At 70.8% G+C, this 26,384-nt stretch carries 24 protein-coding genes; 16 read left to right on the top strand and 8 right to left on the bottom strand.

Features of this window, described 5'->3' with window-relative positions:
• Positions 1 to 169 precede the first annotated feature (169 nt).
• The 8 genes from miaB (at position 170) to trmB (ending at position 8,638) form a co-directional block, all read left to right on the top strand.
• Complete coding sequence (miaB, locus tag HL658_RS10530; RefSeq protein ID WP_281378731.1) at positions 170 to 1,570, top strand: tRNA (N6-isopentenyl adenosine(37)-C2)-methylthiotransferase MiaB; 1,401 nt, start codon at positions 170 to 172, stop codon at positions 1,568 to 1,570.
• Positions 1,567 to 2,622, top strand: a complete 1,056-nt coding sequence (locus tag HL658_RS10525) for a PhoH family protein (RefSeq protein ID WP_425485327.1) — start codon at positions 1,567 to 1,569, stop codon at positions 2,620 to 2,622. Before miaB ends, HL658_RS10525 begins: the two co-directional genes overlap by 4 nt.
• Complete coding sequence (gene ybeY, locus HL658_RS10520; RefSeq protein WP_180282093.1) at positions 2,619 to 3,194, top strand: rRNA maturation RNase YbeY; 576 nt, start codon at positions 2,619 to 2,621, stop codon at positions 3,192 to 3,194. Before HL658_RS10525 ends, ybeY begins: the two co-directional genes overlap by 4 nt.
• Complete coding sequence (locus HL658_RS10515; RefSeq protein ID WP_180282094.1) at positions 3,191 to 4,114, top strand: hemolysin family protein; 924 nt, start codon at positions 3,191 to 3,193, stop codon at positions 4,112 to 4,114. The genes ybeY and HL658_RS10515 overlap by 4 nt, the downstream gene beginning before the upstream one ends.
• A 187-nt stretch (positions 4,115 to 4,301) precedes the next feature.
• Positions 4,302 to 5,873: an apolipoprotein N-acyltransferase gene (gene lnt, locus HL658_RS10510; RefSeq protein WP_343055051.1), complete on the top strand. Its 1,572-nt coding sequence runs from the start codon at positions 4,302 to 4,304 to the stop codon at positions 5,871 to 5,873.
• Positions 5,874 to 5,982: 109 nt separating this feature from the next.
• The gene (locus tag HL658_RS10505) at positions 5,983 to 6,474 is read left to right on the top strand and encodes a helix-turn-helix domain-containing protein (protein ID WP_180282096.1); all 492 of its coding nucleotides are present in this window, start codon (positions 5,983 to 5,985) and stop codon (positions 6,472 to 6,474) included.
• Between the two features lie 192 nt (positions 6,475 to 6,666).
• Positions 6,667 to 7,836 (top strand): methionine adenosyltransferase, encoded by a 1,170-nt coding sequence (gene metK, locus HL658_RS10500; RefSeq protein ID WP_180282097.1) that lies wholly within the window; start codon positions 6,667 to 6,669, stop codon positions 7,834 to 7,836.
• A gap of 97 nt (positions 7,837 to 7,933) precedes the next feature.
• Complete coding sequence (gene trmB, locus HL658_RS10495) at positions 7,934 to 8,638, top strand: tRNA (guanosine(46)-N7)-methyltransferase TrmB (protein ID WP_180282098.1); 705 nt, start codon at positions 7,934 to 7,936, stop codon at positions 8,636 to 8,638.
• A 13-nt stretch (positions 8,639 to 8,651) separates the two neighbouring features.
• Here trmB and HL658_RS10490 read toward each other — a convergent pair whose 3' ends face one another.
• Positions 8,652 to 8,966 (bottom strand): antibiotic biosynthesis monooxygenase family protein, encoded by a 315-nt coding sequence (locus HL658_RS10490; protein WP_180282099.1) that lies wholly within the window; start codon positions 8,964 to 8,966, stop codon positions 8,652 to 8,654.
• Positions 8,967 to 9,132: 166 nt separating this feature from the next.
• Between HL658_RS10490 and HL658_RS37680 the strand changes: the two genes are divergently transcribed.
• A complete protein-coding gene (locus tag HL658_RS37680) occupies positions 9,133 to 9,258 on the top strand; it encodes a hypothetical protein (protein WP_281378730.1) in 126 nt (41 codons plus the stop codon).
• A 312-nt stretch (positions 9,259 to 9,570) separates the two neighbouring features.
• Here HL658_RS37680 and HL658_RS10485 read toward each other — a convergent pair whose 3' ends face one another.
• Entirely contained in the window at positions 9,571 to 10,374 is an 804-nt protein-coding gene (locus tag HL658_RS10485) for a peptidoglycan-binding protein (RefSeq protein ID WP_211109707.1), read from the bottom strand.
• 309 nt (positions 10,375 to 10,683) lie between these two features.
• Between HL658_RS10485 and murJ the strand changes: the two genes are divergently transcribed.
• The 3 genes from murJ to HL658_RS10470 all read left to right on the top strand — a co-directional run bounded on the left by murJ (position 10,684) and on the right by HL658_RS10470 (position 13,936).
• Positions 10,684 to 12,237 (top strand): murein biosynthesis integral membrane protein MurJ, encoded by a 1,554-nt coding sequence (gene murJ, locus HL658_RS10480; protein WP_180282101.1) that lies wholly within the window; start codon positions 10,684 to 10,686, stop codon positions 12,235 to 12,237.
• A 63-nt stretch (positions 12,238 to 12,300) separates the two neighbouring features.
• On the top strand, positions 12,301 to 13,299 hold the full coding sequence (trpS, locus tag HL658_RS10475) for a tryptophan--tRNA ligase (RefSeq protein WP_180282102.1): 999 nt from the start codon (positions 12,301 to 12,303) through the stop codon (positions 13,297 to 13,299).
• Between the two features lie 13 nt (positions 13,300 to 13,312).
• On the top strand, positions 13,313 to 13,936 hold the full coding sequence (locus HL658_RS10470; RefSeq protein ID WP_180282103.1) for a pyroglutamyl-peptidase I family protein: 624 nt from the start codon (positions 13,313 to 13,315) through the stop codon (positions 13,934 to 13,936).
• A gap of 152 nt (positions 13,937 to 14,088) precedes the next feature.
• Here HL658_RS10470 and HL658_RS10465 read toward each other — a convergent pair whose 3' ends face one another.
• A complete protein-coding gene (locus tag HL658_RS10465) occupies positions 14,089 to 14,469 on the bottom strand; it encodes a MarR family winged helix-turn-helix transcriptional regulator (protein WP_180282104.1) in 381 nt (126 codons plus the stop codon).
• 377 nt (positions 14,470 to 14,846) lie between these two features.
• Positions 14,847 to 15,038, bottom strand: a complete 192-nt coding sequence (locus HL658_RS10460) for a hypothetical protein (RefSeq protein WP_180282105.1) — start codon at positions 15,036 to 15,038, stop codon at positions 14,847 to 14,849.
• A 189-nt stretch (positions 15,039 to 15,227) separates the two neighbouring features.
• On the opposite strand from HL658_RS10460, the gene HL658_RS10455 reads away from it, so the two are divergent.
• Positions 15,228 to 16,679 (top strand): alpha/beta hydrolase, encoded by a 1,452-nt coding sequence (locus HL658_RS10455; protein WP_343055050.1) that lies wholly within the window; start codon positions 15,228 to 15,230, stop codon positions 16,677 to 16,679.
• Between the two features lie 93 nt (positions 16,680 to 16,772).
• On the opposite strand, the gene HL658_RS10450 is transcribed toward HL658_RS10455, so the two are convergent.
• Positions 16,773 to 17,822: an AraC family transcriptional regulator gene (locus tag HL658_RS10450; RefSeq protein WP_211109706.1), complete on the bottom strand. Its 1,050-nt coding sequence runs from the start codon at positions 17,820 to 17,822 to the stop codon at positions 16,773 to 16,775.
• Here HL658_RS10450 and HL658_RS10445 point away from each other — a divergent pair.
• Complete coding sequence (locus HL658_RS10445; RefSeq protein WP_180282107.1) at positions 17,751 to 18,485, top strand: SDR family oxidoreductase; 735 nt, start codon at positions 17,751 to 17,753, stop codon at positions 18,483 to 18,485. The two genes, HL658_RS10450 and HL658_RS10445, sit on opposite strands and share 72 nt — an antisense overlap.
• 32 nt (positions 18,486 to 18,517) lie before the next feature.
• Here HL658_RS10445 and HL658_RS10440 read toward each other — a convergent pair whose 3' ends face one another.
• On the bottom strand, positions 18,518 to 20,050 hold the full coding sequence (locus tag HL658_RS10440) for a YifB family Mg chelatase-like AAA ATPase (protein ID WP_180282108.1): 1,533 nt from the start codon (positions 20,048 to 20,050) through the stop codon (positions 18,518 to 18,520).
• A gap of 195 nt (positions 20,051 to 20,245) precedes the next feature.
• Between HL658_RS10440 and HL658_RS10435 the strand changes: the two genes are divergently transcribed.
• Complete coding sequence (locus tag HL658_RS10435; protein WP_180282109.1) at positions 20,246 to 20,992, top strand: creatininase family protein; 747 nt, start codon at positions 20,246 to 20,248, stop codon at positions 20,990 to 20,992.
• Between the two features lie 43 nt (positions 20,993 to 21,035).
• Here HL658_RS10435 and HL658_RS10430 read toward each other — a convergent pair whose 3' ends face one another.
• On the bottom strand, positions 21,036 to 23,243 hold the full coding sequence (locus HL658_RS10430; RefSeq protein WP_180282110.1) for a xanthine dehydrogenase family protein molybdopterin-binding subunit: 2,208 nt from the start codon (positions 23,241 to 23,243) through the stop codon (positions 21,036 to 21,038).
• 3 nt (positions 23,244 to 23,246) lie between these two features.
• On the bottom strand, positions 23,247 to 23,717 hold the full coding sequence (locus HL658_RS10425) for a (2Fe-2S)-binding protein (protein WP_180282111.1): 471 nt from the start codon (positions 23,715 to 23,717) through the stop codon (positions 23,247 to 23,249).
• 363 nt (positions 23,718 to 24,080) lie between these two features.
• On the opposite strand from HL658_RS10425, the gene HL658_RS10420 reads away from it, so the two are divergent.
• Positions 24,081 to 26,354 (top strand): NADP-dependent malic enzyme, encoded by a 2,274-nt coding sequence (locus HL658_RS10420; RefSeq protein ID WP_180282112.1) that lies wholly within the window; start codon positions 24,081 to 24,083, stop codon positions 26,352 to 26,354.
• The last annotated feature ends 30 nt before the right edge of the window (positions 26,355 to 26,384 follow it).

Here is a 26,384-nt window from a genome sequence, read left to right as displayed (position 1 = left end):
CGCTTCGGTTGACTCGATTCGCGGTCATCGTGCTACCATATGCGGCAAAGGGTTTCGCCGGGGTCCGGCGTATGACGTGACGGCGATCCGGCGTCGGCGCGCGTTCGGCGTTCCGGAAATGCCGGTGTCGGTCAGCGGGCCGGCCGGCGCAGGGGCGGAAGGAAAGGGGTTGAGCAAGAAGCTGTTCATCAAGACCTGGGGTTGCCAGATGAACGTGTACGATTCCGCGCGCATGGCGGACGTGCTGGCGCCCCTGGGATACCGCCCGGTGGAGGAACCGGACGGGGCCGACATGGTGATCCTCAACACCTGCCACATCCGCGAGAAGGCGTCGGAGAAGGTGTTCTCCGAGCTTGGCCGGCTGCGCACGCTGAAGGACCGCAAGGGATCTTCCGGCGACCGCATGATCCTGGCCGTCGCCGGCTGCGTCGCGCAGGCGGAGGGGGAGGAGATCGTCGCCCGCGCGCCCTATGTCGACCTGGTCTTCGGGCCGCAGTCCTACCACACCCTGCCCGAGATGGTGGCGCGCGCCGCCCGCGCGGCCGGCAGCCTGCTCAACACCGACTTCCCGGTGGAGAGCAAGTTCGACCATCTGCCGGACGATACGGGCGCGCAGCAGGGTATCAGCGCCTTCCTGGCGGTGCAGGAGGGCTGCGACAAGTTCTGCACCTTCTGCGTCGTGCCCTACACCCGTGGTGCCGAATTCTCGCGCCCCGTCGCCCAGGTGGTGGCGGAGGCGGAGCGGCTGGTCGCCGGCGGCGCGCTCGAGATCACGCTGCTCGGCCAGAACGTCAACGCCTTCCACGGCGAGGGGCCGGACGGGCGGAGCTGGGGGCTCGGCCGGCTGATCCGCCGGCTGGCGGAGATCGACGGCCTGGCGCGCATCCGCTACACCACCTCCCACCCACGCGACATGGAGGACGAGCTGATCCGCGCCCACGCCGAGGTGCCTCAGCTCATGCCCTATCTGCACCTGCCGGTGCAGGCCGGGTCCGACCGTGTGCTGGCGGCGATGAACCGCAAGCACACGGCCGACGACTACCGCCGCATCATCGACCGGCTGCGGGACATCTGCCCGGATCTGGCGCTGTCCGGCGATTTCATCGTCGGTTTTCCCGGCGAGACGGACACCGACTTCGCGGAGACGCTGCGTCTGGTGAACGACGTGCGCTACGCCCAGGCCTATTCCTTCAAGTACAGTCCGCGCCCCGGCACCCCGGCGGCGACCGAGGCGCGCCCGGTGCCGGAGGAGGTCAAGACCCAGCGCCTGACCGCGCTCCAGCAGCTTCTGGACGCGCACCAGTTCGCCTTCAACCAGGGCTTCATCGGCCGCACGGTGCCCGTGCTGTTCGACCGCAAGGGGCGGCGCGACGGGCAGCTCATGGGCCGCAGCCCGTGGATGCAGTCGGTGTTCGCCGAAGCGCCGGAGCGCCTGCTCGGCCGCATCGTGCCGGTGCGGATCGCGGCGGCCTATGGCAACAGCCTGTCCGGCAGCGTCGAGACGGGCGAGTTCGTGCTGTCCCCGCCGCGCGGTGCCGCGGCCGGCGAACCGGTGGAGGCCTTGGCTTGAACGGCGTGCCCGACCGGCGCATCGATCTCCGCTTCGACGACAACCGGCTGCTGCCGATGCTGTACGGCGAGCATGACCGGCATCTCGCCCGCATCGAGAACCAGCTCGGCGTGTCGCTGATCTCCCGCGGCAACCTGCTGACCATCGCCGGCCCGCCGGATTCGGCGGAAACCGCCCGCTCCGCGCTCGACGCCCTGTACGCGCGGCTGAAGCGCGGGCTCGACGTCGGGGCGGGGGAGGTCGACGCCGCCGTGCGCATGGCGGGCAGCGTCGGCGGCGAGGCGGCGCGCGACCAGGCGCTGGCCGCCATCAGCCGGCCCGACTTCCAGGTGCGCACCCGCCGCAAGGGCGCCATCACCCCGCGCTCGCCGACCCAGGCCGCCTATCTCCAGGCGCTGGCGGAGAACGAGCTGGTCTTCGGCCTCGGCCCCGCCGGCACCGGCAAGACCTATCTGGCGGTGGCGCAGGCGGTGGCGATGCTGACCAACGGGCAGGTCGACCGCATCGTGCTGTCGCGCCCGGCGGTGGAGGCGGGGGAGCGGCTGGGCTTCCTGCCCGGCGATCTGCGCGACAAGGTCGACCCCTATCTGCGCCCGCTCTACGACGCGCTGCACGACATGCTGCCGCCGGAGCAGGTGCAGAAGCGGATGGCGTCCGGCGAGATCGAGGTGGCCCCGCTCGCCTTCATGCGCGGCCGCACGCTGGCCAACGCCTTCGTCATCCTGGACGAGGCTCAGAACACCACGCCCATGCAGATGAAGATGTTCCTCACCCGGCTGGGCGAGGGTGGGCGGATGGCGATCACCGGCGACGTGTCGCAGATCGACCTGCCCCCCGGCACCAAGTCCGGCCTGAAGGAGGCCATCGAAATCCTGGCGGGGGAGGAGGGCATCAGCTTCGTCCGCTTCAACGACGCCGACGTGGTGCGCCACCCGCTGGTCGCCCGCATCGTGCGCGCCTACGATCGCAGCGACGTCGCCGCGGAGGCCGCCCGCGCGGCGCGGCGGGCGGCGGCCTCGGCCGCCACGGCGCGCGAGGACGGCCCGCCATGATCGGCGACCCCCCGCAACCCGGCCCCGCCACCACCCCCGCCATCGCGGTCGACGTGATCGTCACGCAGGAGGCGGGGGATTGGGGCGGGAACGCCGAATGGCTGGCCGAACGGGCGGCTATCGCGGCACTCGCCGCCGCCTATGACGACGACGGCGACGCGCCGGCGGAGCTGTCGGTCGTGTTGGCCGACGACGCCATGGTGCAGACCCTCAACCGTGATTACCGGGGCAAGGACAAGCCCACCAACGTGCTGTCCTTCGCCCTGACCGAAGCCGCCGGGCCCGAGCCCGAACCCGGCGCGCCGATCCTCCTGGGCGACGTGATCCTCGCGCGCGAGACCGTCGTCCGGGAAGCGGCCGAACAGGGCAAGCCGGAGGACGACCACCTCACCCATCTCGTGGTGCATGGCGTCCTCCATCTGCTCGGCTACGACCACGAACAGGACGACGAGGCGGAGGCGATGGAACGGCTGGAGACGCGGGTGCTCGCCGGGCTGGGCATCCCCGATCCCTACGCCGATCCGTCCGTCCGTCCAACGACGTCCGTCCCACCACGACAGCAAGGACCATGACCGACAACTCCGACAGTCGATTGCCTCGCGAGGACGGGGCCGAAGACCAACACACGTTGGGCCATCTGTTCCGCGGATGGCTGCGCACCGTCCTCGGGGGGCGAGGAGACAGCACGCTCCGCGACACCATCGAGGAGCTGATCGGCGAGCAGGACCAGTCGGACGACCCGCTGGGCGCCGGCGAACGGGTCCTGCTCGCCAACATCCTGAAGCTGGCCGACCGCACGGTCGCCGACGTGATGGTGCCACGGGCCGACATCGTCGCCATCGACGTCGAGACGCCGCTGCCCCGCCTCGTCCAGCGCATGGCCGACGAGGCGCATTCCCGGGTGCCGATCTTCCGCGACACGCTCGACGACGTGCTGGGGATGATCCACATCAAGGACGTGCTGGCGCTGGTCGCCGGCCAGCGCCAGGGCGGGCTGACGGACATCGTCCGCGACGTGATGATCGTCGCCCCCTCCATGCCGGTGCTCGACCTGCTGAAGCAGATGCGCCAGACGCGCCAGCACATGGCGCTGGTCGTGGACGAGTATGGCGGCATCGACGGTCTGGTCACCATCGAGGATCTGGTGGAGGAGATCGTCGGCGAGATCGAGGACGAGCACGACGACCTGCACGTCGCCCGCCTCGTGGAACGCGCCGACGGCACGCTGCTGGCCGACGCCCGCGTCGCGGTGGAGGAGTTCGAGGCCCGCGTCGGCCCGGTCCTGACCGAGGAGGAGCGGGAGGAGATCGACACGCTGGGCGGACTCGTCGTCTCCATCGCCGGCCGCGTTCCCGGCCGCGGCGAGACGCTGATCCACGGCCCCTCCGGCATCCAGTTCGAGGTGGTCGACGCCGACCGCCGCCGGATCAAGCGCCTGCGAGTCCGCAACATGCCCGCCAACGAGGGGGCGGCGCTGGCGGCCACGGGGTAAGGCGCACCCGCTCCCAGCCGTCAGCCCCCACCCGGCCGCTTCGCGGCCACCCTCCCCCGCATCGCGGGGGAGGGTCGGGTCGGGGGCGTCGTTCTACGGCCTCTCCTGGTTCAACTTTCCGCGTGCCGCCCGGCCATGCTCCCCCTATCTATCGGCGGGCATGGCGGCGGGAGTGTGTTTCGTGCATGTGACGGACAGCCTTTCCAACGAATCCGGGTTGCAGCGCATGGCCGGCCGCTTGGCCGGCCTCGCCGGCTGGCGGCGACTGGCCGTCGCGGCGGGGCTGGGCGGGGTGGCGGCGCTGGCGCTGCCGCCGGCCGATCTGCTGCCGGTCCTGCTGGTCGCCTTTCCCGGCCTGCTCTGGCTGCTCGACGGGGTGCGCAGCCGCCGGGGCGCCTTCGCGGTCGGCTGGTTCTTCGGCTTCGGGCATCATCTGCTGGGCCTCTACTGGATCTCCTTCGCGCTGTTCACCGACATCGGGCGCTTCTGGTGGGCGCTGCCGCTGTCGGCGGTCGGGTTGCCGGTGGTGCTGTCGATGTTCACCGGTCTCGCCACGCTCGCCTTCTGGTCGGTCGGCTGGCGCGGGCTGGGCCGGCCGCTGCTGTTCGCCGTCTGCTGGGCGGCGTTGGAATGGGTGCGCGGCCATGTCTTCACCGGCTTCCCCTGGAACCTGACCGGCTATGGCTGGGTCGGGGTGCTGCCGGTGCTGCAAGCGGTGTCGGTGACCGGCATCTACGGGCTGAGCCTGCTGACCGTGCTGGTGGCGGCGCTGCCCGCGGCGCTGGCCGACCCGCGGGTGCCGGGCCGCCGGGCCGCCGCGGCCTTCCTGGCGGGCCTCGCCCTGTTCGCCGCCGCCGGCGCCTGGGGCGCGTGGCGGCTGTCCGGGGCCGACACCGCGTCGGTGCCGGGCGTGCGGCTGCGGCTGGTGCAGCCGGCCATCGACCAGCGGCTGAAATGGGACCCGGCGGAACGCGACGCCAACTTCCAGCGCCATCTGGAGCTGTCGGCGCAGCCGGCATCCCGGCCGCCCACCCACGTGATCTGGGCCGAGACCGCGGTGCCCTTCTTCCTGGAGTACGACGCCGCCCGCCGCATGGCCGTCGCCGCGGTGACGCCGCCAGGCGGGCTGACCATCACCGGCATCCCGCGCACCACGCTCGCACCGTCCGGCGAGCGTCTCTACACCAATGGGATGATCGCCATCGACGGCAGCGGGGCGGTGACCGCCGCCTACGACAAGTTCCACCTCGTGCCCTTCGGCGAGTATGTGCCGTTCCGCCGCTACCTGCCCTTCGGCGCCATCGCCGGCAACGGGGCCGAGTTCTCCCCCGGCCCCGGTCCGGTCACCCTGCCGCTGAAGGGGCTGCCGCCGGTCAGCCCGCTGATCTGCTACGAGGTGATCTTTCCCGGTGCGGTGGTGGCCCGCGGCGAACCGCCACGGTGGTTGCTGAACCTGACCAACGATGCGTGGTACGGCCGTTCCGCCGGGCCGCACCAGCATTTCGCCATCGCCCGGGTGCGCGCGGTGGAGGAAGGGTTGCCGCTCGTCCGCGTCGCCAACACCGGCATTTCCGGTGTGGTCGACGCGGTCGGCCGTGTCACCGCGCGGCTCGGCCTCGGTGATCTGGGGATTCTCGATGCGGAGCTTCCGGTGGCACGCTCCGCCTCTACTGTATACGCCGCCTGGGGGGATTGGGTTTTCGGTCTATTGCTTTTGAGTTGTCTGGTCTGCGGTGCGCTCGCTCGACATCGATCCTAGGCGGCATCAGATTTTCATGCACCACGCGCAGCGGAACGCCTTCGCAGCCCCTTGACTGCATACGTGGATATGTGAAGAATGGGTTGCACACTTTAGTAGGGAAACAGCCATGCAGACAGCAGTACGCGGCCGTCGCGCCACGACGGGAAGGCCCAAGACCGGGAAGCCCAATCCGATTGACGTGCATGTCGGATCGCGCGTCCGTCTGCGCCGCACCCTCCTGGGGATGAGCCAGGAGAAGTTGGGCGAGGCCATCGGCCTGACCTTCCAGCAGGTGCAGAAATACGAGCGCGGCGCGAACCGCATCGGTGCTTCGCGCCTGTTCGACCTCAGCCGCGTGCTCGACGTGCCGGTGTCGTTCTTCTTCGACGACATGCCGCAGGAAGCGGCCATGGCCCAGGTCCAGGACGACGACGAGGACGGCACCTCCCTGGACGAGCGGCCGGCCGCCACCTACGAGCCGGATCCGATGGCCAAGCGCGAGACGCTGGAGCTGGTCCGCGCCTACTACCGCATCAACGATCCGTCGGTGCGCAAGCGGCTGTTCGAGCTGACCAAGGCCGTCGCCAACGCCGGCACCATCGCCGAAGCGGCGGAGTGACGGCCCGGGAGAGCGGGCGCGCCGCAGCCTGACGCGCTCCGCCACCGATTTACCCCCGCCGCGGCACCTCGATGCGGCGGGAGTCCGCTTGACCGCGGTTGTGGATGTTGTCAAATAGCGCCACGGAATCGGTCAGCCGCCTCCACCGTGCCGGCCGTTGCCGAAACCCCTGTGACAGAGCCGAGGTTCCCCGTGGCAAAGCTCAATTATCTGTTCACCAGCGAGTCCGTGTCCGAGGGGCATCCGGACAAGGTGTGCGACCGCATTTCCGACGCCATCGTCGACCTTTTCCTTTCGCACGACCCGTACGCCCGCGTCGCGGTGGAGACGATGGCGACCACGAACCAGGTCGTGCTTGCGGGTGAGGTGCGCGGGCCTGAGTCGATCACGCCGGACCAGCTCGTCAGCGTGGCCCGCCACGCGGTGAAGGACATCGGCTACGAGCAGGACGGCTTCCATTGGGAGAAGATGGACGTCAAGTGTCTCGTCCACGCCCAGTCCGCCGACATCGCTGTCGGCGTCGATGCCGCGGGGAACAAGGACGAGGGGGCCGGCGACCAGGGCATCATGTTCGGCTACGCCTGCCGCGAGACGCCGGCGCTGATGCCGGCGCCCATCTATTACGCCCACGCCATCCTGCGCTCGCTGGCCGAGGCGCGCCACTCCGGCGCCGCCCCGCTGCTCGGCCCCGACGCCAAGAGTCAGGTGACGCTGCGCTACGAGAACGGCAAGCCGGTGTGCGCCACTTCGGTGGTGCTGTCGACCCAGCACGACGCCTCCATCGACACCGACGCGGTGCGCGAGATCGTGCGTCCGCACGTCGTCAACTGCCTGCCGGACGGCTGGATGTGCGGCGAGCCCGACTTCTACGTCAACCCGACCGGCCGTTTCGTCATCGGCGGCCCGGACGGCGACGCCGGCCTGACCGGCCGCAAGATCATCGTGGACACCTACGGCGGTGCGGCCCCGCACGGCGGCGGCGCCTTCTCCGGCAAGGACCCGACGAAGGTCGACCGTTCCGCCGCCTACGCCGCCCGCTACCTCGCCAAGAACGTGGTCGCGGCCGAGCTGGCGGATCGTTGCACCATCCAGCTCTCCTACGCCATCGGCGTGTCGAAGCCGTTGTCGGTCTACATCGACACCCACGGCACCGGCCAGGTGGACGAGGACCGGCTGTCGGAGGTGCTGCAGCAGCTCGTCAACCTCACCCCGCGCGGCATCCGCACGCATCTCGGCCTCAACAAGCCGATCTACGCGCGCACCGCGTCCTACGGCCATTTCGGCCGCGACGCCGATGTGGACGGCGGCTTCTCGTGGGAGAAGACCGACCTCGTGCCGGATCTGCGCACCGCGTTCTTCTGAGCGTCGCACCCGACCGACGCAGCGCGGCAGGGGCCTTCGGGCCCCTGCCGTCGTTTCCGGGGCCTTTTGTCCTAGGCCGAGCCCATCCAAGGCCAAGATGACCACCGACTCCACCGATCCCTCCCTCCGGCTCTATGGCCGCCGCAAGGGCCGCCCGCTGCGCAAGCGCAAGGCGTCGCTGCTCGACACCGCCCTGCCGGCGCTGGAGATCGCGCCGCTGCAGCCGGGCGCCACGCTCGACCCCGGCGGCCTGTTTCCGCGTCCTGTGCGCGACGTGTGGCTGGAGGTCGGCTTCGGCAGCGGCCACCATCTGGCCGCCCAGGCCGCCGCCAACCCCGATGTCGGGCTGATCGGCTGCGAGCCCTTCGTGAACGGCGTCGCCGCCCTGCTGGCGCTGGTGGAGGAGGGGGGGCTGGACAATGTCCGCGTCCTGCCCGACGACGCCCGCCCGCTGCTCGACGCGCTGCCCGACGCCTCGATCGGCCGTGCCTTCATCCTGTTCGCCGACCCCTGGCCCAAGAAGCGCCATTGGGAACGCCGCTTCGTCGGGCCGGAGAATCTGCCGCGCCTGTCGCGCGTGCTGAAGGACGGGGCCGAGCTGCGGCTGGCCAGCGACGACATGGGGCTGGTCCGCTGGATGCTGGAGCACACCCGCAACCACCCGGATTTCGAGTGGACGGCCCGGCAGGCGAGCGACTGGCGCGAGCGCCCCGCCGACTGGCCCGCCACCCGCTACGAGCAGAAGGCCATCGCCGCCGGCCGCCAGCCGGTCTTCCTGCGCTTCGTCCGCCGGGCGCGGTAGGGGCGGGGCGGCGTCAGCCCGTCGGGTCCGGAACCGCCACCACTGGCGCCCCGTAATGCTCCACGGTGGGGAAGGGGTCGTAGAAATGGTGCAGCAGCGCCCGCCAGCGCTGGTAGCGCTCCGACCCGCGGAACCCCACCGTGTGGTCCTCCAGCCGCTCCCATCGCACCAGCAGCAGGTAACGGTCGGGCCGCTCCAGGCAGCGGCGCACCTCCATCCCGCGGAAGCCGGGGGTGGCGGCGATCAGGGGGCGCGCCTCGGCCATGGCGGCCTCGAAGGCGTCGGTCTGTCCGGGGCGGACGTCCAGCAGGGCGGTCTCGACGATCATGGGCGGAGCCTAGCCGGGCGGCGGTGCCGTGCCAACGCCGCCGTTGATCCGCGCAGGTAAGTGGGGGCCCGGCCGTATCAAGGGGTGATGGTGGTGCAACGCGGTCATGGCGGGTCGGCCATCTGGCCACTTGCCAAAACCGATAAATTGGATTTTAGTAAAATCCATGACAGGTGGGAAGTCCATAGGCGTTGGTCATCCCAGGCTGACCAACACGGCAAGGACCGCCAGCGTGGTGGACCTGCTCTTCCTGCTGACCCTGATCGGGCTGCCGCTGCTCTTCTTCACCTGATCCCTCCGGGCAGCCGCCTGTGAGAAATCGCGGTAGCCCGCCGCCGGCCCTGGACGCCCCGGGTGATTGGCATTTTATATAAATCCATGAGAACGATGAAGCCCGCCCTCCGCCCCACCGCGACCGGCCGTACCGCCAGCCTGCTGGACCTGGCCCTGCTCGCCGCCGTTCTGCTGCTGCCGCTGGTCATGCTGGGGTAGGCGGCGCCATTCTCGAAGCCTTCAGCGGTGAACTCGCCGCCGGCCGTTTTCCAAACGGCCCACCCCGGCTAGGCCTGATGCGCCCGACCGGGTGGGCTCGCGGGTGTGCCGGTCAGGGAAGCGGCGGCAGCGCGACCAGAGTGGCAGGCCCCACCACCCCGTCGGCCTTCAGCCCTTTGCTGGTCTGGAACGCCATGACCGCATCACGGGTGCCATTGCCGAAGACCCCGTCGGTCTTGAGAGACGCCCCGGACGCGTTGAGGCGCTTCTGCAGGGCGGTCACCTCCGGACCGCGATCGCCAACGCTCAGCACCTCGTCGGTAGCGCCCGGCGACCCGCCGCCGTTGCCACCGCTGCCGCCACCACCGTCAGACCCGCCGAGCAGCCCCTGTGCGGCCCAGGACCGGATCAGGTCCTCGCCGCACTCGAAATGCATGCCATCCTCGACGCGGAAGCTGGCGCCCCAATACCAACCGTACTTGTTGAAGTACGGGGCAATCTCGACCAGTCCCCGCTGAACCGTGCCGTCGCCGTAGGGATCCAGTATGCCGCTGATCTTCAGATCGATCGCTGTGCCCCAGGAGTGGTTGCTGATCGAGGTGGTCGAGTTGCGCACATAGCGCACGCACAGCATGCCCGCGGACTTCAGCGCGGCGTAGACCTCCGGCTTCCCCGTCTGGATCTCGCTGAAGACTTTGCGCAGCGACTCGACCGCCGGCTTCAGGCCGGTGGCCCGGAAGGGGCCCACCGCCTCCGTGACCATCAGGGCCTTCAGCGAGGGATTGGTGATCGGCTGGTCCTGGTCGCTGTAGGACGAGCGGGGCTGGCCCAGCAGCGTCAGCATGGTCTGCTGCTTGGCGGAACGCACGTTCACGTTGATGCCGGACGGGACGGGGACGAGGTCCGTGATGCTCATGCGGGTGCCCTCCATGATGGTTCCGGCCGGCTCTGCCGCGCTGGACGGCGCTGTCCAGCCGACGTGCAAATCAGACCGACCATACCGCCCTTAGAAGAGCAATCATCGATTTAAAACAACTTTCTTGGGAATTCGAAGTAGATTATTCTCGTTATCATGCGATCGCACGGAATTGCAAAGGCACCCCGGCGTTCTATAGGATGAAAGTCCTTCTGGCCGCCGACCCGGCGGGTGCGAACGGAGCGACAGCGGCATGGTCCTTCACGGAGTTTCCAAAAACCGTTGCGCCGACACCGGAGCCGGCCCGCCATGAGCTTCGCGCGAGCCGTCGCCACGGTTGGCGGGCTGACCATGGTCAGCCGGGTCGCGGGCTTTGCGCGCGACGTGCTGACGGCGGCGGTGCTGGGGGCGGGGCCGGTGGCCGACGCCTTCTTCGTGGCGCTGAAGCTGCCCAACCTGTTCCGCCGGCTGTTCGCGGAGGGGGCCTTCTCCGTTGCCTTCGTGCCGCTCTTCGCCCGCACCGTGACCATGGAGGGGCGCCCGGCCGCCGTGCGCTTCGCGGAGGAGGCGCTGGCGGTGCTGCTGGCGGTGCTGGTGCCCTTCACGCTGGCGGCGGTGGCGGCCATGCCCTGGCTGATGCACGCGCTGGCGCCGGGCTTTGCCGACGAGCCGGCCAAGTTCGACATGGCCGTCTCGCTGGCGCGGCTGACCTTCCCCTACCTGATGCTGGTGGCGCTGGTGGCGCTGCTGGGCGGGGTGCTGAACGCGCTCGACCGCTTCGGCCCCTTCGCCGCCGCCCCCATCGCCTTCAACCTGACGCTGATCGCGGCACTGGTGACGGCGCGGCCGCTGGGGCTCGACCCCGGCCCGGCCATGGCGGCGGCGGTCACCCTGTCGGGGGTGGTGCAGCTGGTGTGGATGGCCTGGGCCTGCCGGGGGGAGGGGATCGTGCTGCGGCTGCGTGCGCCCACCCTGACGCCGGGGGTGCGCCGGTTGCTGCGGTTGATCGGGCCGGGGGCGTTGGGGGCGGGGGTGGTGCAGGTGAACCTGTTCATCAACGTGGTCATCGCCTCCTTCCTGCCTTCGGGTGCCGTGTCCTTCCTCTATTACGCCGACCGGCTGAACCAGCTTCCGCTGGGGGTGATCGGCATCGCCATCGGCACCGCGCTGCTGCCGCTCCTGGCACGCCACGCCGCCGCCAACGACCAGGAGGGGCTGCGCGCCGGCCTCAGCCGAGCGCTGGAGTACGGGCTGCTGCTGGGGCTGCCGGCGGCGGTGGCGCTGGGGGTGGCGGGGCGGCCGATGGTCGCGGTGCTGTTCGAGCGCGGCGCCTTCGGCCCGGCGGAGACGGCGGCGACCGCGGCGGCGCTGGCCGCCTACGCGGTCGGGATCCCCGCCTTCGTCATCGTCAAGGCGCTGTCCGCCGCCTTCTTCGCCCGGCAGGACACGGCGACGCCGGTGCGCGCCGCCATCGTCGTCACCCTGGCGAACACGGCGCTGGGCATCGCCCTGCTGCCCTGGCTGGGGCATGTCGGGGTGGCGCTCGCCACCGGGCTGACCGGCTGGCTGAACATGGCGCTGCTGGCCGCGGCCCTGCACCGGCGCGGGCATCTGGCGCTCGACGAGCGGGTGCGGCGGCGGGCACCGCGCATCCTGCTGGCGGCCCTCGTCATGGGGCTGGGGCTGGCGGCGGGGGCGGCGGCGCTGGACCCTTGGCTGCACGCACCCGGCGGTGCGGTGCGCTTCGCGGCGCTGGCGCTGCTGGTGGGCGGGGGCCTCGTCCTCTTCGCCGGGATCGCGCAAGCGCTGGGTGCGGCGCGACTCGGCGAGGTGAAGGGCCTCCTGCGCAAGCCGCCGTCTTGACCCCGCCCCGCCCGACCGTCCATAACACCGGCCTTCACGGACCTCCGCGACCCAGGATCCCCCATGAACCGCATCTTCTCCGGCATGCAGCCGACCCGGCAGCTCCATCTCGGCAATTACCTGGGGGCGCTGCGGAACTGGGTGGCGCTCCAGAACAGCTACGAGTGCATCTTCTGCGTGGTGGATCTGCACGCGCTGACGCTGCCGCAGGAGCCGGACGTGCTCCGCAACAACATCCGCGAGGTCGCCGCCGCCTACATCGCGGCCGGCATCGACCCGGCGAAGAACATCCTGTTCAACCAATCCTTCGTGCCGCAACACGCCGAGCTGTCCTGGATCCTGTCCTGCCATGCGCCGATCGGCTGGCTGAACCGCATGACCCAGTTCAAGGAGAAGGCGGGCAAGCAGCGCGACATGGCCAACCTCGGCCTCTACGCCTACCCGGTGCTGATGGCCGCCGACATCCTGCTCTACAAGGCCACCCATGTGCCGGTGGGCGAGGACCAGAAGCAGCATCTGGAGCTGTCGCGCGACATCGCCGGCGCCTTCAACCGCGCCTACAACGTCGAGTTCTTCCCGCTGCCGGACCCGATGATCATGGGTGAGGCGACGCGGGTGATGAGCCTGCGCGACGGCACCAAGAAGATGAGCAAGTCGGACGAGTCCGAATACTCGCGCATCAACATGACCGACGACGCCGACACCATCGCCCAGAAGATCCGCCGGGCGAAGACCGACCCGGAGCCGCTGCCGGACAACGTGTCCGATCTCGAGAAGCGGCCGGAGGCCGACAACCTCGTCACCATCTTCGCCGCCCTGTCGGGCGAGACGCGGGAGCAGACCATCCAGCGCTTCGCCGGCGCCCAGTTCTCCGCCTTCAAAGCGGCGCTGGTCGAGGCGGCGGTGGAGCATCTGGCCCCGATCACCCGGCGGATGCAGGAGCTGCTGGACGACAAGGCGCAGATCGACGCCATCCTGCGCCAGGGCGGTGAGCGGGCGCTGGCGATCGCCGACGCCAACCTGCGCGAGGTGAAGGACATCATCGGCCTGCTGCGGCCGTAACGGGGCCCGCCCGGTGACCGCCCCCATCCTTCTGACCGGCTTCGGCCCCTTCGGGGACAACGCGGTCAACCCGACCATGCTGCTGATGGAGCGCATGGCCGCGCTGGAGGGGGTGGTCACCGGGGTTCTGCCGGTGGAATACGGCACCTGCGCCGACGCCTTCGCGGCGCTGGTGGAGCGGCACCAGCCGGCGGCGGCGCTGTGCTTCGGCCTGTCCGCCCGCACCGACTTCATCCTGATCGAGCGGATCGCCTGGAACCGCGACGAGAGCGACAAGCCCGACAACGCGGGTGTCGTGCGCGACGATGTGGCGATCGTGGAGGACGGCCCCACCGCTTACGGCGCCGGGGTGCCGATCCCGGCGCTGCTGCAGACGCTCGCCCGCGCCGGCCTGCCGGTCAGCTTCAGCGACCATGCCGGCGGCTATGTCTGCAACCACCTGTTCTACCGGGCGCGGCACCTGATCGAGACGCGGGGTCTGGATTTGCCGATGGCCTTCCTGCATGTGCCGCCGCTGCCCGAGCAGGTGGCGGACCAGCCGGGCCGGCGCGGCCTGCCGCTCGACAGCCTTGTCCTGGCGGCGCGCACGGCCGTGGCGATGCTGCGGCGGGGGATGATGGGGGTTCTGCTGGCGTAGCGCCGAATACCAAGCGCCGATGAGTTCCACTCATCGGCGCTTGGTTGGGCCGTTGAGGCCCCGCGGGCACATGCCCGCGAAGCCAAGGCCCGCGGATGCGGGCCGCCCGGCGTCTGAGGGCCCAATGATCGGCCACGATCATTGGGATTGATTTAAGCCCGGCGCGCGCGGCGGGGTGGTTCGGCCTGCGGCACGGTGATGATGCCGGCCAGCGTGTCGAGGAAGGCGCGGCCCTTGTCGGTCAGGGTCACGATCTTGCGGCGGCGCTCGCGCGGGTCCTCCTGCGACTGCACGAGATCCAGGCCGGCCTTCCCGAAGGAATGCCAGCGGCTCAGCGCGGCCACGTTGCGCGAGGCGGAGGACTGGGCGATGCCCAGATGGTCCGCAAGCTCCCCGATGGACAGACCCTCGTTCTGGGCGATGGTCAGGAAGGAGAGGGCGTACTGGATCGGCAGGTCGGGGTCCAGCGTGCGGAACGCCTCGAGCACACGGGCGACGGTCGCCACCGCCTCAGGACGGGTGGGGGCGTTCATCGGCGATCCCTCCCCTGCGGGCGGACCAGCGGGCCGGTGTGTAGATGATGTGAAGGCGTCCGAGCCATATCAGGGTTTCCCCCTTGTCCCGCCGGATGTCGAAGAAACGATCCGGGGATGCCCAACGGGCATGCTCAACAAAGACCCGACGGCCGCACAGACCCAGAAACACGTTCATTGGACCCTCTCGATATCCGGAATTCGCTGCTGCTTCCCGCTGGGCACGGCGCGTACCAGTGGGTTTGATGGGCTCGCATGGCCGGAATGGCGTCTCGGCGGTTTCGGGTCGCGGGTACGGTCAGTTTCATGACGACTCTCCAGGGTTGAGGAAGGGTGGCGCCGCGCACGGGCGGCAGTCCCGATTCGGGTATCGCCCGTCACCGGTAGCTTTGCAAGGCGTAAAAGGTCTGCGACGGAAAACAGTTCCGATCTGGGATGAAATCGGCAACAGCGGGGTGTTCCCGCACGTCGTCCAGTCCGACGTCGCGCCGCAGATGGCGGCACAGGGTCGCCGCGTCGGGCGCCGGCGGGTCCAGCCAGCGGCGCAGCAGGTTGCTCCACAAACTCATGATCCATCACTCCGCAAGACGCGGACGGTGGGTCCGCGGGCGCAACAAACACATCCGATTTCGGAAATGATGTCAATGTGGGGAAGCGCGTGGCAGCCGCGTGCCTGCGACCTCAGGCGGGGCTGGACAGCGCCCCGTGGTTGCGCCACACAGGGCGTGCTCCCAACCCCCGCCACCGGTCCGCCATCCGTGTCCGCCTGGGCCTGCCGACTTCTGGCCGCCGTCACGCTCGCCCTCGCCGCCCTTCCGGCGGCGGCGCAGGGGCGTTTCGTGCCCGGCCCCTGCATCGGCGAGGTGCCGCCCGGCGAGTTGGCGACCTGCGGCTGGGTCGAGCTTCCGGAGCGCCGGGGCGAGCCGGCGCGCCGGGTCCACCGGCTTCCCGTCATGGTCCTGCGCAGCCGGGCGCTTCCGCCGGCACCCGATCCCGTGCTCTATCTGGAAGGCGGCCCCGGCCTGTCGCCCTTCGGTCCGGCCGACGGGGTGGACGAGCGGATGGAGGCCTGGTGGTCCTCGACCGCCGCCTTCCGCCGGACCCGCGACGTCATCCTCTACGAGCCGCGCGGCGCCGTCCGCGCCGATCCCGCCGCGGACTGTCCGGAGCTCGACCGGCTTGCCGCCGGGCCGCCCCTGCACCCGCGCCGCCGCGACACGCTGGAGGCCGGGGCGGTCGCCGCCTGCGCCGACCGTCTGCGCCGCACCGGCCCCGATCCGGCCGGGCTGTCCACCCCGACGGCGGCGGAGGACGCGCTGGCGGTCGCCGACGCGCTGGGGGCCGGTGTCGTCAACCTCTACGCCCTGTCCTACGGCACCCATGTCGGGCTGGAGGTGATCCGCCGCGGCGGGCCGCGCGTGCGGTCGGCCGTGCTGGACGGCGTCTTTCCCCCCGACGTCAACGCGCGGGAGGAGCAGGCGGCGCTGGCGCACCGGGCCTTCCGCCGCCTGTTCGAGGATTGCGCCGCCAACCGCCGCTGCCGCGCCGCCTTTCCCGATCTGGAGACGCGCGTGGCCGAGCGGCTGCGGCGGCTCGAACGGGCGCCGGCCAAGCTGCTGTCCGGCCCCCTCGGCGCGGCGATGGCGGTGGACGCGGTGCTGTCTGCCATGGCGGACGGCGAACCGGTGCCCGAACTGCCGGAACTGCTCGATGCCATGGCGCGCGGCCGGTACGACCGGTTGCTGCCCTGGCTGCGGCCGTCCTGGACCGGCGATCCGGACGCGGCGGAGGGGCTGGCCCTGTCGGTGGAATGCCGGGAGACGGTGAACGCCGCCGACCCCGCCCGCGTCGCCGCCGGGCTGGCGCGCTGGGCGCCCTTCGTCCCGGCGGATGATCCGGGCCCGCGTCTGTGCGCCGGCTGGCCGGCGGGCGACCGCGACCCGGCGGAGCGGCTGCCGGTGGCCTCCCCGGTTCCGGTGCTGCTGCTGTCGGGCGCCTACGATCCGGTCACCCCGCCGGAATGGGGCGAACGGGCGGCCTCCACCCTGCCGCGCGGCCGGCATGTGGTGTTCCGCTCGGCCGGGCACGGCGTCACCCTGCTCGACGCCTGCGCCGCCGGCATGGCGGTGCGCTTCATCGAACGGCCCGACCCCGCCGCCCTCGTCCCCTGCCCGGCGGCGGCCCGGCCACCGGCCTTCCTGACGCGCTGATGCCGATGACCACGGCCAGCCAAGCAGGGGGCGTCGGCATCGCTCCGGTCTCGTAGCGGGAATCGATTCCCGTGGCGATCCGGGGGGCTTTCGTCACGGCCGCCTTGGGGAATGGCCGAATGTCCGCTTGTATGCATGGCCGAAGGCGCTCTGCGACGTGTAGCCGACCGCGGAGGCGATGCTCGCCACATCGGCGCGTTCCTCGCTGAGCAACCGGCGCGCCACGAGCATGCGCCAATGCGTCAGATAGTCCAGCGGCGGCCGGCCGACACGGCTGGAGAAGCGCGATGAGAAGGCGGAGCGCGACATGCCGACCCGCGCCGCCAACGACGCGACCGTCCACGGACGATCGATCTCGCCATGCATCAGTCGAAGGGCCTCGCCGATCTGGCGATCCCCCAGCGCCCCGATCCAGCCGACGCAGGATTCACCCTGATCCGCGACATAGGCGCGGATCGCTTCGACAAGCAGAACATCCGCCAGCCGCATCGTGACGACCGACGAGCCGGGTCGGCCATCGACGGTCTCCGCGTCCAGCAGTTCCAGCGTCCGGGAGACCGCGGTGGCCGATGGCGATGCCCGCCCGATCCGCAGGAAGACCGGAAGCGCGTCGAGCATGAAGCCGCCCCCGATGCCGGTGAACGCGATGCCGCCGCCCAGCAGGACCGTGTCGTCACCATTCAGCCTGGCGACATCATGGCCGGGTTCCCGATACAGGGGGGTGCCATCGATCGGCTCGATCCCCGGCTCGCTGGCCACCGTGTAGGCGGTATGACCGATCAGAAACACGTCGCCTTCCGCCATCCGCCGGGGCGGGTGGTCGGGCAGGAGGATGCAGCATCCTCCCCGCAGGAGTGCGACGAATTTCAGCCGCGCCTGTGCCGGAAAGCCGAGCGCCCAATCGCCGGACGCCTCCAGCCGCGTGAGGCGGACGCTTCTCCCGCCCAGGACGGTCACGACATCCGACAGGGGATCGGCCGCAACGTTGTACGATCTCGACAAAACCATGGCGGACCGAACATGGTGCATCCCGGCCGCGACGCCCACCTTTGCCTGAAAAGGGAGAGTGTCATGAGCATGGAAGACAAGGTCGTTGTCATCACCGGCGCCGGCAGCGGCATCGGCCGGGCCACAGCGCTTCATCTGGCGTCACGAGGAGGCCGGATCGTTCTGGGGGCGCGGCGCGAGGAGCGGATCGCCGCGGTTGCGGCCGAGATCGAGGCGGCGGGAGGCGAAGCGGTCTTTCGGCGGACCGATGTCACGCGGCGCGAGGATCTGGAGGGCCTCGTGCGGCTCGCCTGCGATCGCTACGGCCGCCTGGACGTTCTCGTCAACAACGCGGGAATCGGTCCCATTTCGCGCTTTGACGCGCTGCGCGTCGACGACTGGGACGCCATGATCGACGTCAACATCAAGGGTGTCCTCTATGGCATCGCCGCTGCCCTGCCTGTGTTCGCGCGCCAACGGGGCGGCCATATCGTCAACGTGATCTCGACGGCGGGCCTCAAGATCATCCCGACGATGGGTGTCTACGCGGCCACCAAGAACGCGGTGCGCACGATCACCGAGGCTCTTCGACAGGAGGCCGGACCGACGCTTCGCGTGACCGAGGTCTCACCCGGCATGACGGCGACCGACTTCGCGGATTCGATGACCGACGAGGCGGTGAAGACGGCGATGAGGGCGCGTTCGGAGGCGATCGCCATTCCCCCCGACGCGATCGCCCGAGCCATCGCCTTTGCGATCGAACAGCCGCCGGACGTCGATGTCGGCAGCGTCGTCATCCGCCCGACCGCGCAGGATTGATCGAATCCGGGGCCCGTCCTGCCGCCAACCGTTCACCGCCCCGGCGCCATCCGGCGGTAGCTCAGCGCCTCTGCGATGTGGAGGCGACGCACGGCGGTCGAGCCTTCCAGGTCGGCAAGCGAGCGGGCGACGCGCATCACCCGGTGGTAGCCGCGGGCCGACAGCTTCAGCCGTTCCGCCGCCTCGGTCAGCAGGGCGCGGCCCGGCGCGTCGGGGGCGGCCACCCGTTCCAGCAATTCGCCGTCGGCCTCGGCGTTGGTGCGCAGGGGGCGGGCGCCGGGCGGCACCTCCTCGCGCGCGTAGCGGTCGGCCTGGACGGCGCGGGCGCGGGCCACCCGCGCGGCGATCTCCGCGCTGCCCTCGGCCGGCGGCGGCAGGCTGAGGTCGGCGGGGCTGACGGCGGGCACGTCGATGTGCAGGTCGATGCGGTCGAACAGCGGGCCGCTGATCTTCGACTGGTACTCCGCCGCGCATTTGGGCGCGCGGGCGCAGGCCAGCGCCGGGTCGTCCAGATGGCCGCAGCGGCAGGGATTCATGGCGGCCACGAGCTGCACGCGGGCGGGGTAGGTGACGTGGTGGTTGGCGCGCGACACGGTGGCGCGCCCGGTCTCCAGCGGCTGGCGCAGCGCCTCCAGCGTGCCGCGGGGGAATTCCGGCAGCTCGTCCAGGAACAGCACGCCCATATGGGCCAGCGAGATCTCGCCGGGCTTGGCGCGGCTGCCGCCGCCGACGAGCGCCGGCAGGCTGGCGCTGTGGTGCGGGTCGCGGAACGGGCGGCGGCGCAGCAGCCGCCCGCCCTCCAGCAGCCCGGCCACCGAGTGGATCATCGACACCTCCAGCGCCTCCGCCGCGTCGAGCGGTGGCAGCAGCCCCGGCAGACGCGCCGCCATCATCGACTTGCCGGAGCCGGGCGGCCCGATCATCAGCAGGTTGTGCCCGCCGGCCGCCGCCACCTCAAGCGCCCGCTTGGCGGTCTCCTGCCCCTTGATGTCGCGCAGGTCGGGGACGCTGCCGGCGTCCTCCTGCAGACGCGGCTTGGGCGGCACCAGCACCTGCGTGCCCTTGAAGTGGTTGATCAGGGCCAGCAGGGTGGCGGGCGCCAGCACGTCGAGATCCTCGCCGGCCCAGGCCGCCTCGCCGCCGCAAGCGGCCGGGCAGATCAGCCCGCGCTCGCCGGCCAGCGCGTTGATGGCGGCCGGCAGCACGCCCGACACCGGGGTCAGCGTGCCGTCCAGCGCCAGCTCGCCCAGGGCCGAATAGCGGACGATCTCGTCCGGCGGCAGCACGCCCATCACCGTCAACAGGCCCAGCGCGATGGGAAGGTCGAAATGCGACCCCTCCTTCAGCACGTCGGCCGGGGCGAGGTTGACGGTGATGCGCTTGGCCGGCAACGACAGGCCCAGCGCGTGCAGCGCCGCCCGCACCCGCTCCCGGCTCTCCCCCACCGCCTTGTCGGGCAGCCCGACGATGGTGAAGGCGACGATGCCGCCGGACATCTGCACCTGGACGTCGATGTCCATGACCTCGATGCCCTGGAACGCCACCGTGTTCACCCGCGCAACCACGCCCGCCCGCCTGTGATGGGAAATGCACGCGATTGTATGGGTGGTTGGGGGTCGGGTCCAATAACAATATTGTCGGAGCGCCGGGACTCGCGCGGATCGCGCCACCATTCCGGTCCGGGAAGCGCCCCGCATCTTGGCCCCGCCCCGCGGCCGCCCTATGGTCTCTTCCCCGAACGTGAACGAGGGACAGCGACCGTGCTTCTCCAGCTCCAGACCTGGCCGGAGGTCGAGACCTATCTGAAGACCTCGACCGGCATCATCATCCCCATCGGCTCCACCGAGCAGCACGGCCCCAACGGGCTGATCGGCACCGACGCCATCTGCGCCGAGGTGATCGCGCGCGGGGTGGGCGAGGCCACGGGCGCGCTGGTGGCGCCGACCATCGGGGTGGGCATGGCGGTGCACCACATGGCCTTCCCCGGCTCGATGACGCTGAAGCCGTCGACCCTGATCGCGGTGATCCGCGACAATGTGCTGTCGCTGGCCGAGCACGGCTTCACCCGCGTCTTCTTCGTCAACGGCCACGGCGGCAACATCGCCACCATCCGCGCCGCCTTCTACGAGATCTACGCCGAGCTGCGGAACACCAAGGGCGCGGCCGCACCCGACCTGCGCTGCGGTCTGGTGAGCTGGTGGGAGAACGACGCGGTCTCCCGCCTGTCCAAGGAGATTTTCCCCGGCGTCGAAGGCTCGCACGCCACGCCGAGCGAGGTGTCGGTGACGCAGTACGCCTACCCCGACTCCATCAAAAAGGTGCCGCTCGACCCGGCGGTGGCGCCGTCCGGCGGCTTCCACGACGCCCGCGACTTCCGCCGCCGCTTCCCCGACGGCCGCATCGGCTCCAACCCCGGACTGGCGACTCCGGAGCATGGCAAGCGCTTCTACGACGCCGCGGTGACGGCGATCGCGGGGCAGTACACGCGGTTCCTGGCCGAAGCCTGACGGCCCGCGGGGTGGCCGCCACGGCCACCCCGCAGCCTCCTTGTCAGACCGACAGCTCCTTCGCGAAGGGCAGCGCCCGCACCCGGCGCCCGGTCAGTGCGAAGACGGCGTTGGCGACGGCCGGGCCGACCGGCGGCACGCCGGGCTCGCCGACGCCGGTGGGGGCCGCGGTGGACGGCACGATGTGGACCTCCACCGTCGGCATGCGGTCGATGCGCAGCGGCGTGTAGTCGTGGAAGTTCGACTGGTCCACGCGGCCCTCGGTCAGCGTCACCTGTTCGGCCATGATCGCGCCGAGGCCGAAGCCGATGCCGCCCTCCATCTGGGCGCGGATGACGTCGGGGTTGACCGGCACGCCGCAGTCCACGGCGCAGACCACGCGGTCGACCCGCACCCGCCCGTCCTTGTCCAGGCTCACCTCCGCCACCTGGGCGACGAAGCTGTGGAAGGACTCGTGCAGGGCGACGCCGCGGGCGCGGCCCTGGGGCAGCGGTGTGCCCCAGCCCGCCTTTTCCGCCACCAGGTCGAGCACGGCGCGGTGGCGCGGCTCCCCGGCCAGCATGGCGCGGCGGAACGCCACCGGGTCCTTGCCGGCGGCGTGTGCCAGCTCGTCCAGGAAGGTTTCCACCGCGAACGCGGTGTGGGTGCTGCCGACCGAGCGCCACCACAGCACGGGCACCGGGCTCTTGACCGTGTGCAGCTCGACCGAGCGGTTGGGGATGGCGTAGGGCAGGTTGTTGGCGCCCTCCACCGAGGTGGCGTCGACGCCGTCCTTCACCATCATCGCTTCGAACGGCGTGCCGGTCAGGATCGACTGGCCGACGATGCGGTGCCGCCAGCCCACCAGATTGCCGGCGGCGTCCAGCCCCGCCGACAGGGCGTGGTGGTACATCGGCCGGTAATAGCCGCCGCGGACATCGTCCTCGCGCGTCCAGATCAGTTTGACCGGTGCCTTGCCGCCGGTCGCCTTGGCGATGGCGACCGCCTCGACGATGAAGTCGGAGTTGGTGGTGGCCCGCCGGCCGAAGCTGCCGCCGGCGTAGAGCGTGTGGATGCGCACCTGCTCCGGCTTCAGCCCGGCGACGCGGGCGGCGTTGGCCTGGTCCACGGTCTGGAACTGGCAGCCGGTCCAGATCTCCATCCCGTCCGGCGCCAGCTTCACCGTGCAGTTCAACGGCTCCATCGGCGCGTGGGCGAGGTAGGGGAAGTCGAACTCGGCGGTCAGCACCTTGGCCGCCCCGGCCAGCGCCGCCGCCGCGTCGCCGGCCTTGTCGGCCACGGCACCCGGCGTCGCCGCCAGCTTGCGGTACTCGGCCAGGATGGCGTCGCTGCTCCGGGTCTCGGCCTTCGATTCGTCCCAGCGGACGGTCAGCGCCTCACGCCCGCGGGTCGCCGCCCACATGCCCTTGGCGAGCACCGCCACGCCCTGCGGGATGGCGACCACGTCGACCACGCCCGGCACCGCCTTGGCCGCGGTGGCGTCGAAGGAGGCGACGGTGGCCCCGAATCGGGTGGGGCGGGCGACCACCGCGACCAGCGCGTCGGGCAGGGCGACATCCATGCCGAACTGCGCGCGGCCGGTGGTCTTGGCGACGCTGTCCAGCCGCGGCAGGCGCTGGCCGATCAGGGTGAAGGCGCCCTGGTCCTTCAGCTTTAGGTCAGTCGGCGGGGTCTGTTTCGCCGCGGCCTCGGCCAGCTCGCCGAAGCGGGCGCTGCGGTTGCTGGCGGCGTGGGAGACGACGCCCTTGGACACCGTGATCTCGGACGCCGGGACCTTCCAACGCTCCGCCGCCGCGGCGACCAGCATGGCGCGGGCCGAGGCGCCGGCCTTGCGGAGCTGCTCCCAGCTGTTGGCGACGGCGGTGCTGCCGCCGGTGCCCTGGATGCCGAACAGCAGGTTGGCGTATTTGGCCGTGTCCACCGGGGCGTGCTCGGCGCGCATCTGCGCCCAGTCGGCGTCCAGCTCCTCCGCCAGGATGGTGGTCAGGCCGGTGGTGACGCCCTGGCCCATCTCCAGATGCTTGATCAGCACGGTGACGGTGTTGTCCGGGGCGATGCGGACGAAGGCGTTGGGCATCACGGCGTCGCCGGCCGCGGCGGTCGCCGCCACGGCGGGGGCGGGGCCGCGCGCGGGCAGGGTGAAGCCGATCAGCAGGCCGGCGCCGGCCAGAAGGCCGCCGCGCAGCACGTCGCGCCGGCTGGCCGCGGGAAGTTCGGTGCGGGGACGCTCGTTGCGGAAACCGGGAATCATGGCTCAGGCCTCCATCCGGCGGGCGGCGTCGTGGATCGCGGCGCGGATGCGCACATAGGTGGCGCAGCGGCAGAGATTGCCGCTCATCGCCTCGTCGATGTCGGCATCGGTCGGCCTGGGTTTGGCGCTCAGCAGCGCCGTGGCCGACATGATCTGGCCCGACTGGCAGTAGCCGCACTGCACGACGTCGAGCGCCTGCCACGCCGCCTGCACGGCCTTGGCCGCCTTGTTGCCGCCGGTCTCCAGACCCTCGACGGTGGTGACGCGCTGGCCGGCGACGGCGCCGACGGGGACGGAGCAGGAGCGCGTCGGCTCCCCGTCCACATGCACCGTGCAGGCGCCGCAGAGGGCGGCGCCGCAGCCGAACTTGGTGCCGGTCAGGCCGGCGGACTCGCGGATGGCCCACAGCAGCGGCATGTCGGGATCGACATCCAGCGACACGTTGCGGCCGTTCAATTCGAAAGTGACGGACATGATGCCTCCGGAACCCTGCGCCACCGTGGGCGGCCGGGCACGCGCCGACGGCGCGGGTGCCTTGGGGCCGGTGCCCGGTGGACATTCTTGGATGATGATGGGAGGTGGAGTGTTTCGCCCGTCCGGCAAGCGTCCCGCGCCCGCCGGTACCGCGCTGTTCATGACAGTGCCGTAATCCGGCCTGCGACGCTGTGACGCGCATCACACCCGTGTCGGAGCGTCCATCAGCGGTGTCTTCCGCCACAGCATGCGCCGCTGGCGCGAACGTCGCAACATCGCTACCATCCCGTTCCCAAAACGGGTCCGAGCATTGCTGTACGACCTGCTGTCTTGAAAGAAAAGAACTCCGAGGACACGAGCTCCATGGCCGATTCCGACACCAAACGCGTCACCGACGAGGAAGCCCTGCTGCTGCACGCCAGCGGGCGGCCCGGCAAGCTGGAGATCACGGCCACCAAGCCGCTGACCACCCAGCGCGACCTGTCGCTCGCCTATTCCCCCGGCGTCGCCGCCCCCTGCCTGCGCATCCACGAGGATCCGTCCACCGCCTACGACTACACGGCCAAGGGCAACCTGGTGGCCGTGGTGTCCAACGGCACGGCGGTGCTCGGGCTCGGCGACCTGGGGGCGCTGGCGGCCAAGCCGGTGATGGAAGGCAAGGCCGTGCTGTTCAAGCGCTTCGCCGACGTGGACGGCGTCGATCTGTGCGTCGACACCCGCGACGTGGACGCTCTCGTCAACTGCGTGCGCTACCTGGGGCCGAGCTTCGGCGGCATCAACCTGGAGGACATCAAGGCGCCCGACTGCTTCATCATCGAGGAGCGGCTGCGCGGGATGATGGACATCCCGGTCTTCCACGACGACCAGCACGGCACCGCCATCATCGCCGCCGCCGGTCTGATCAACGCCTGCGACATCACGGGCCGCGCGATCGGCGACGTGAAGCTGGTGGTCAACGGCGCCGGTGCCGCGGGCATCGCCTGCGCCGAGCTGTTCGCGGTGATGGGCGTCAAGCGCGAGAACATCGTGCTGTGCGACACCAAGGGTGTCGTCTACCGCGGCCGCACCGAGGGCATGAACCAGTGGAAATCCGCCTTCGCGGTGGAGACGGACGCGCGCACGCTGGCCGACGCGGTGGCGGGGTCCGACGTCTTCATCGGGCTGTCGGCCAAGGGCGCCATGACCCCGGCGATGGTCAAGTCGATGGCCGCCAAGCCGATCATCTTCGCGCTCGCCAACCCCGATCCGGAGATCACGCCGGAAGAGGTGCGCGCCGTGCGCAGCGACGCCATCATCGCCACCGGCCGCTCCGACTACCCCAACCAGGTCAACAACGTCCTGGGCTTCCCCTACATCTTCCGCGGCGCGCTCGATGTGCGGGCGACCACCATCAACGAGACGATGAAGGTGGCGGCGGCGAAGGCGCTGGCGGCGCTGGCGCGCGAGGATGTGCCGGACGAGGTGGACGCCGCCTATTCCGGCCGCCGTCTGCGCTACGGCCCGGAATACATCATCCCCGTGCCCTTCGACCCGCGGCTGATCGTGACCGTGCCGACGGCGGTGGCGCAGGCGGCCATGGAATCGGGCGTGGCGCGCAAGCCGATCGTCGATCTTGCGGGATACAAGCACAACCTTCGCATGCGGCTCGACCCCACGGCCGACAGCCTGGAGCTGATCCTGGAGAAGGTGCGCGCCAAACCGCGCCGCGTTGTCTTCGCCGAGGGCGAGGAGGAGCGCACGATCCGCGCGGCGCTGGCCTTCCGCAACGCCGGCTTCGGCACGCCGGTGCTGATCGGCCGCGAGGAGGTGGTGCGCGAACGTCTGGCCGCCATCGGCCAGCCGGGGGTGGGCGACCTGGAAATCCACAACGCCCGCCTGTCCGACGCCAACCGCCGCTACACCGACCATCTCTACCGCCGCCAGCAGCGGCGCGGCGCGCTCCACCGCGACTGCCAGCGCATGGTCAACCAGGACCGCAACGTCTTCGCCGCCTGCATGGTGGCGCAGGGCGACGCCCACGCCATGGTGACCGGCCTGACCCGCAGCTTCCCCGTCGCCTTCGAGGAGGTCAGCCGGGTCATCGACCCCAAGGTGGGGGAGCGGGTGTTCGGCCTGAACGTCTTCGTCACCCGGCACCGCACGGTGTTCATCGCCGACACCACGGTGCATGTGCGTCCCGATGCCGAGACGCTGGCCGACATCGCCGTGCTGTCGGCGGCCAAGGCGCGGCAGATGGGGCACGAGCCGCGGGTGGCGCTGCTGTCCTTCTCGAACTTCGGCCAGAACCAGCACAGCGTCGGCAACGCCACCCGCGAGGCGGTGGGCGTGCTCGATTCGCGGCGGGTGGATTTCGAGTATGACGGCGAGATGTCGGCCGACGTGGCGCTCGACCCGGCGCTGATGAAGCGCGTCTATCCGTTCTGCCGGCTGTCCGGTCCGGCCAACGTGCTGATCATGCCCGGCCTGCATTCGGCCAACATCTCGGCCAAGCTGCTCAGCAAGATGGCGGGCGGCCAGATGATCGGGCCGCTGCTGATCGGGCTGGACAAGCCGGTGCAGATCGTCCCGATGGGCGCCTCGGTCAACGACATCGTGACGCTGGCGGCCCTGGCGGCGCACGACTCGCTGCCCTGGTGAACGGAAGGGGGGAGCCGCCGGGCGTGAAGT

Source organism: Azospirillum oleiclasticum (genome assembly GCF_013423485.1).
In the GTDB taxonomy this organism is placed as follows: domain Bacteria; phylum Pseudomonadota; class Alphaproteobacteria; order Azospirillales; family Azospirillaceae; genus Azospirillum; species Azospirillum oleiclasticum.
Note: the sequence above shows the minus strand (reverse complement) of the source record. Positions and strands in the feature narration are given on the sequence as shown.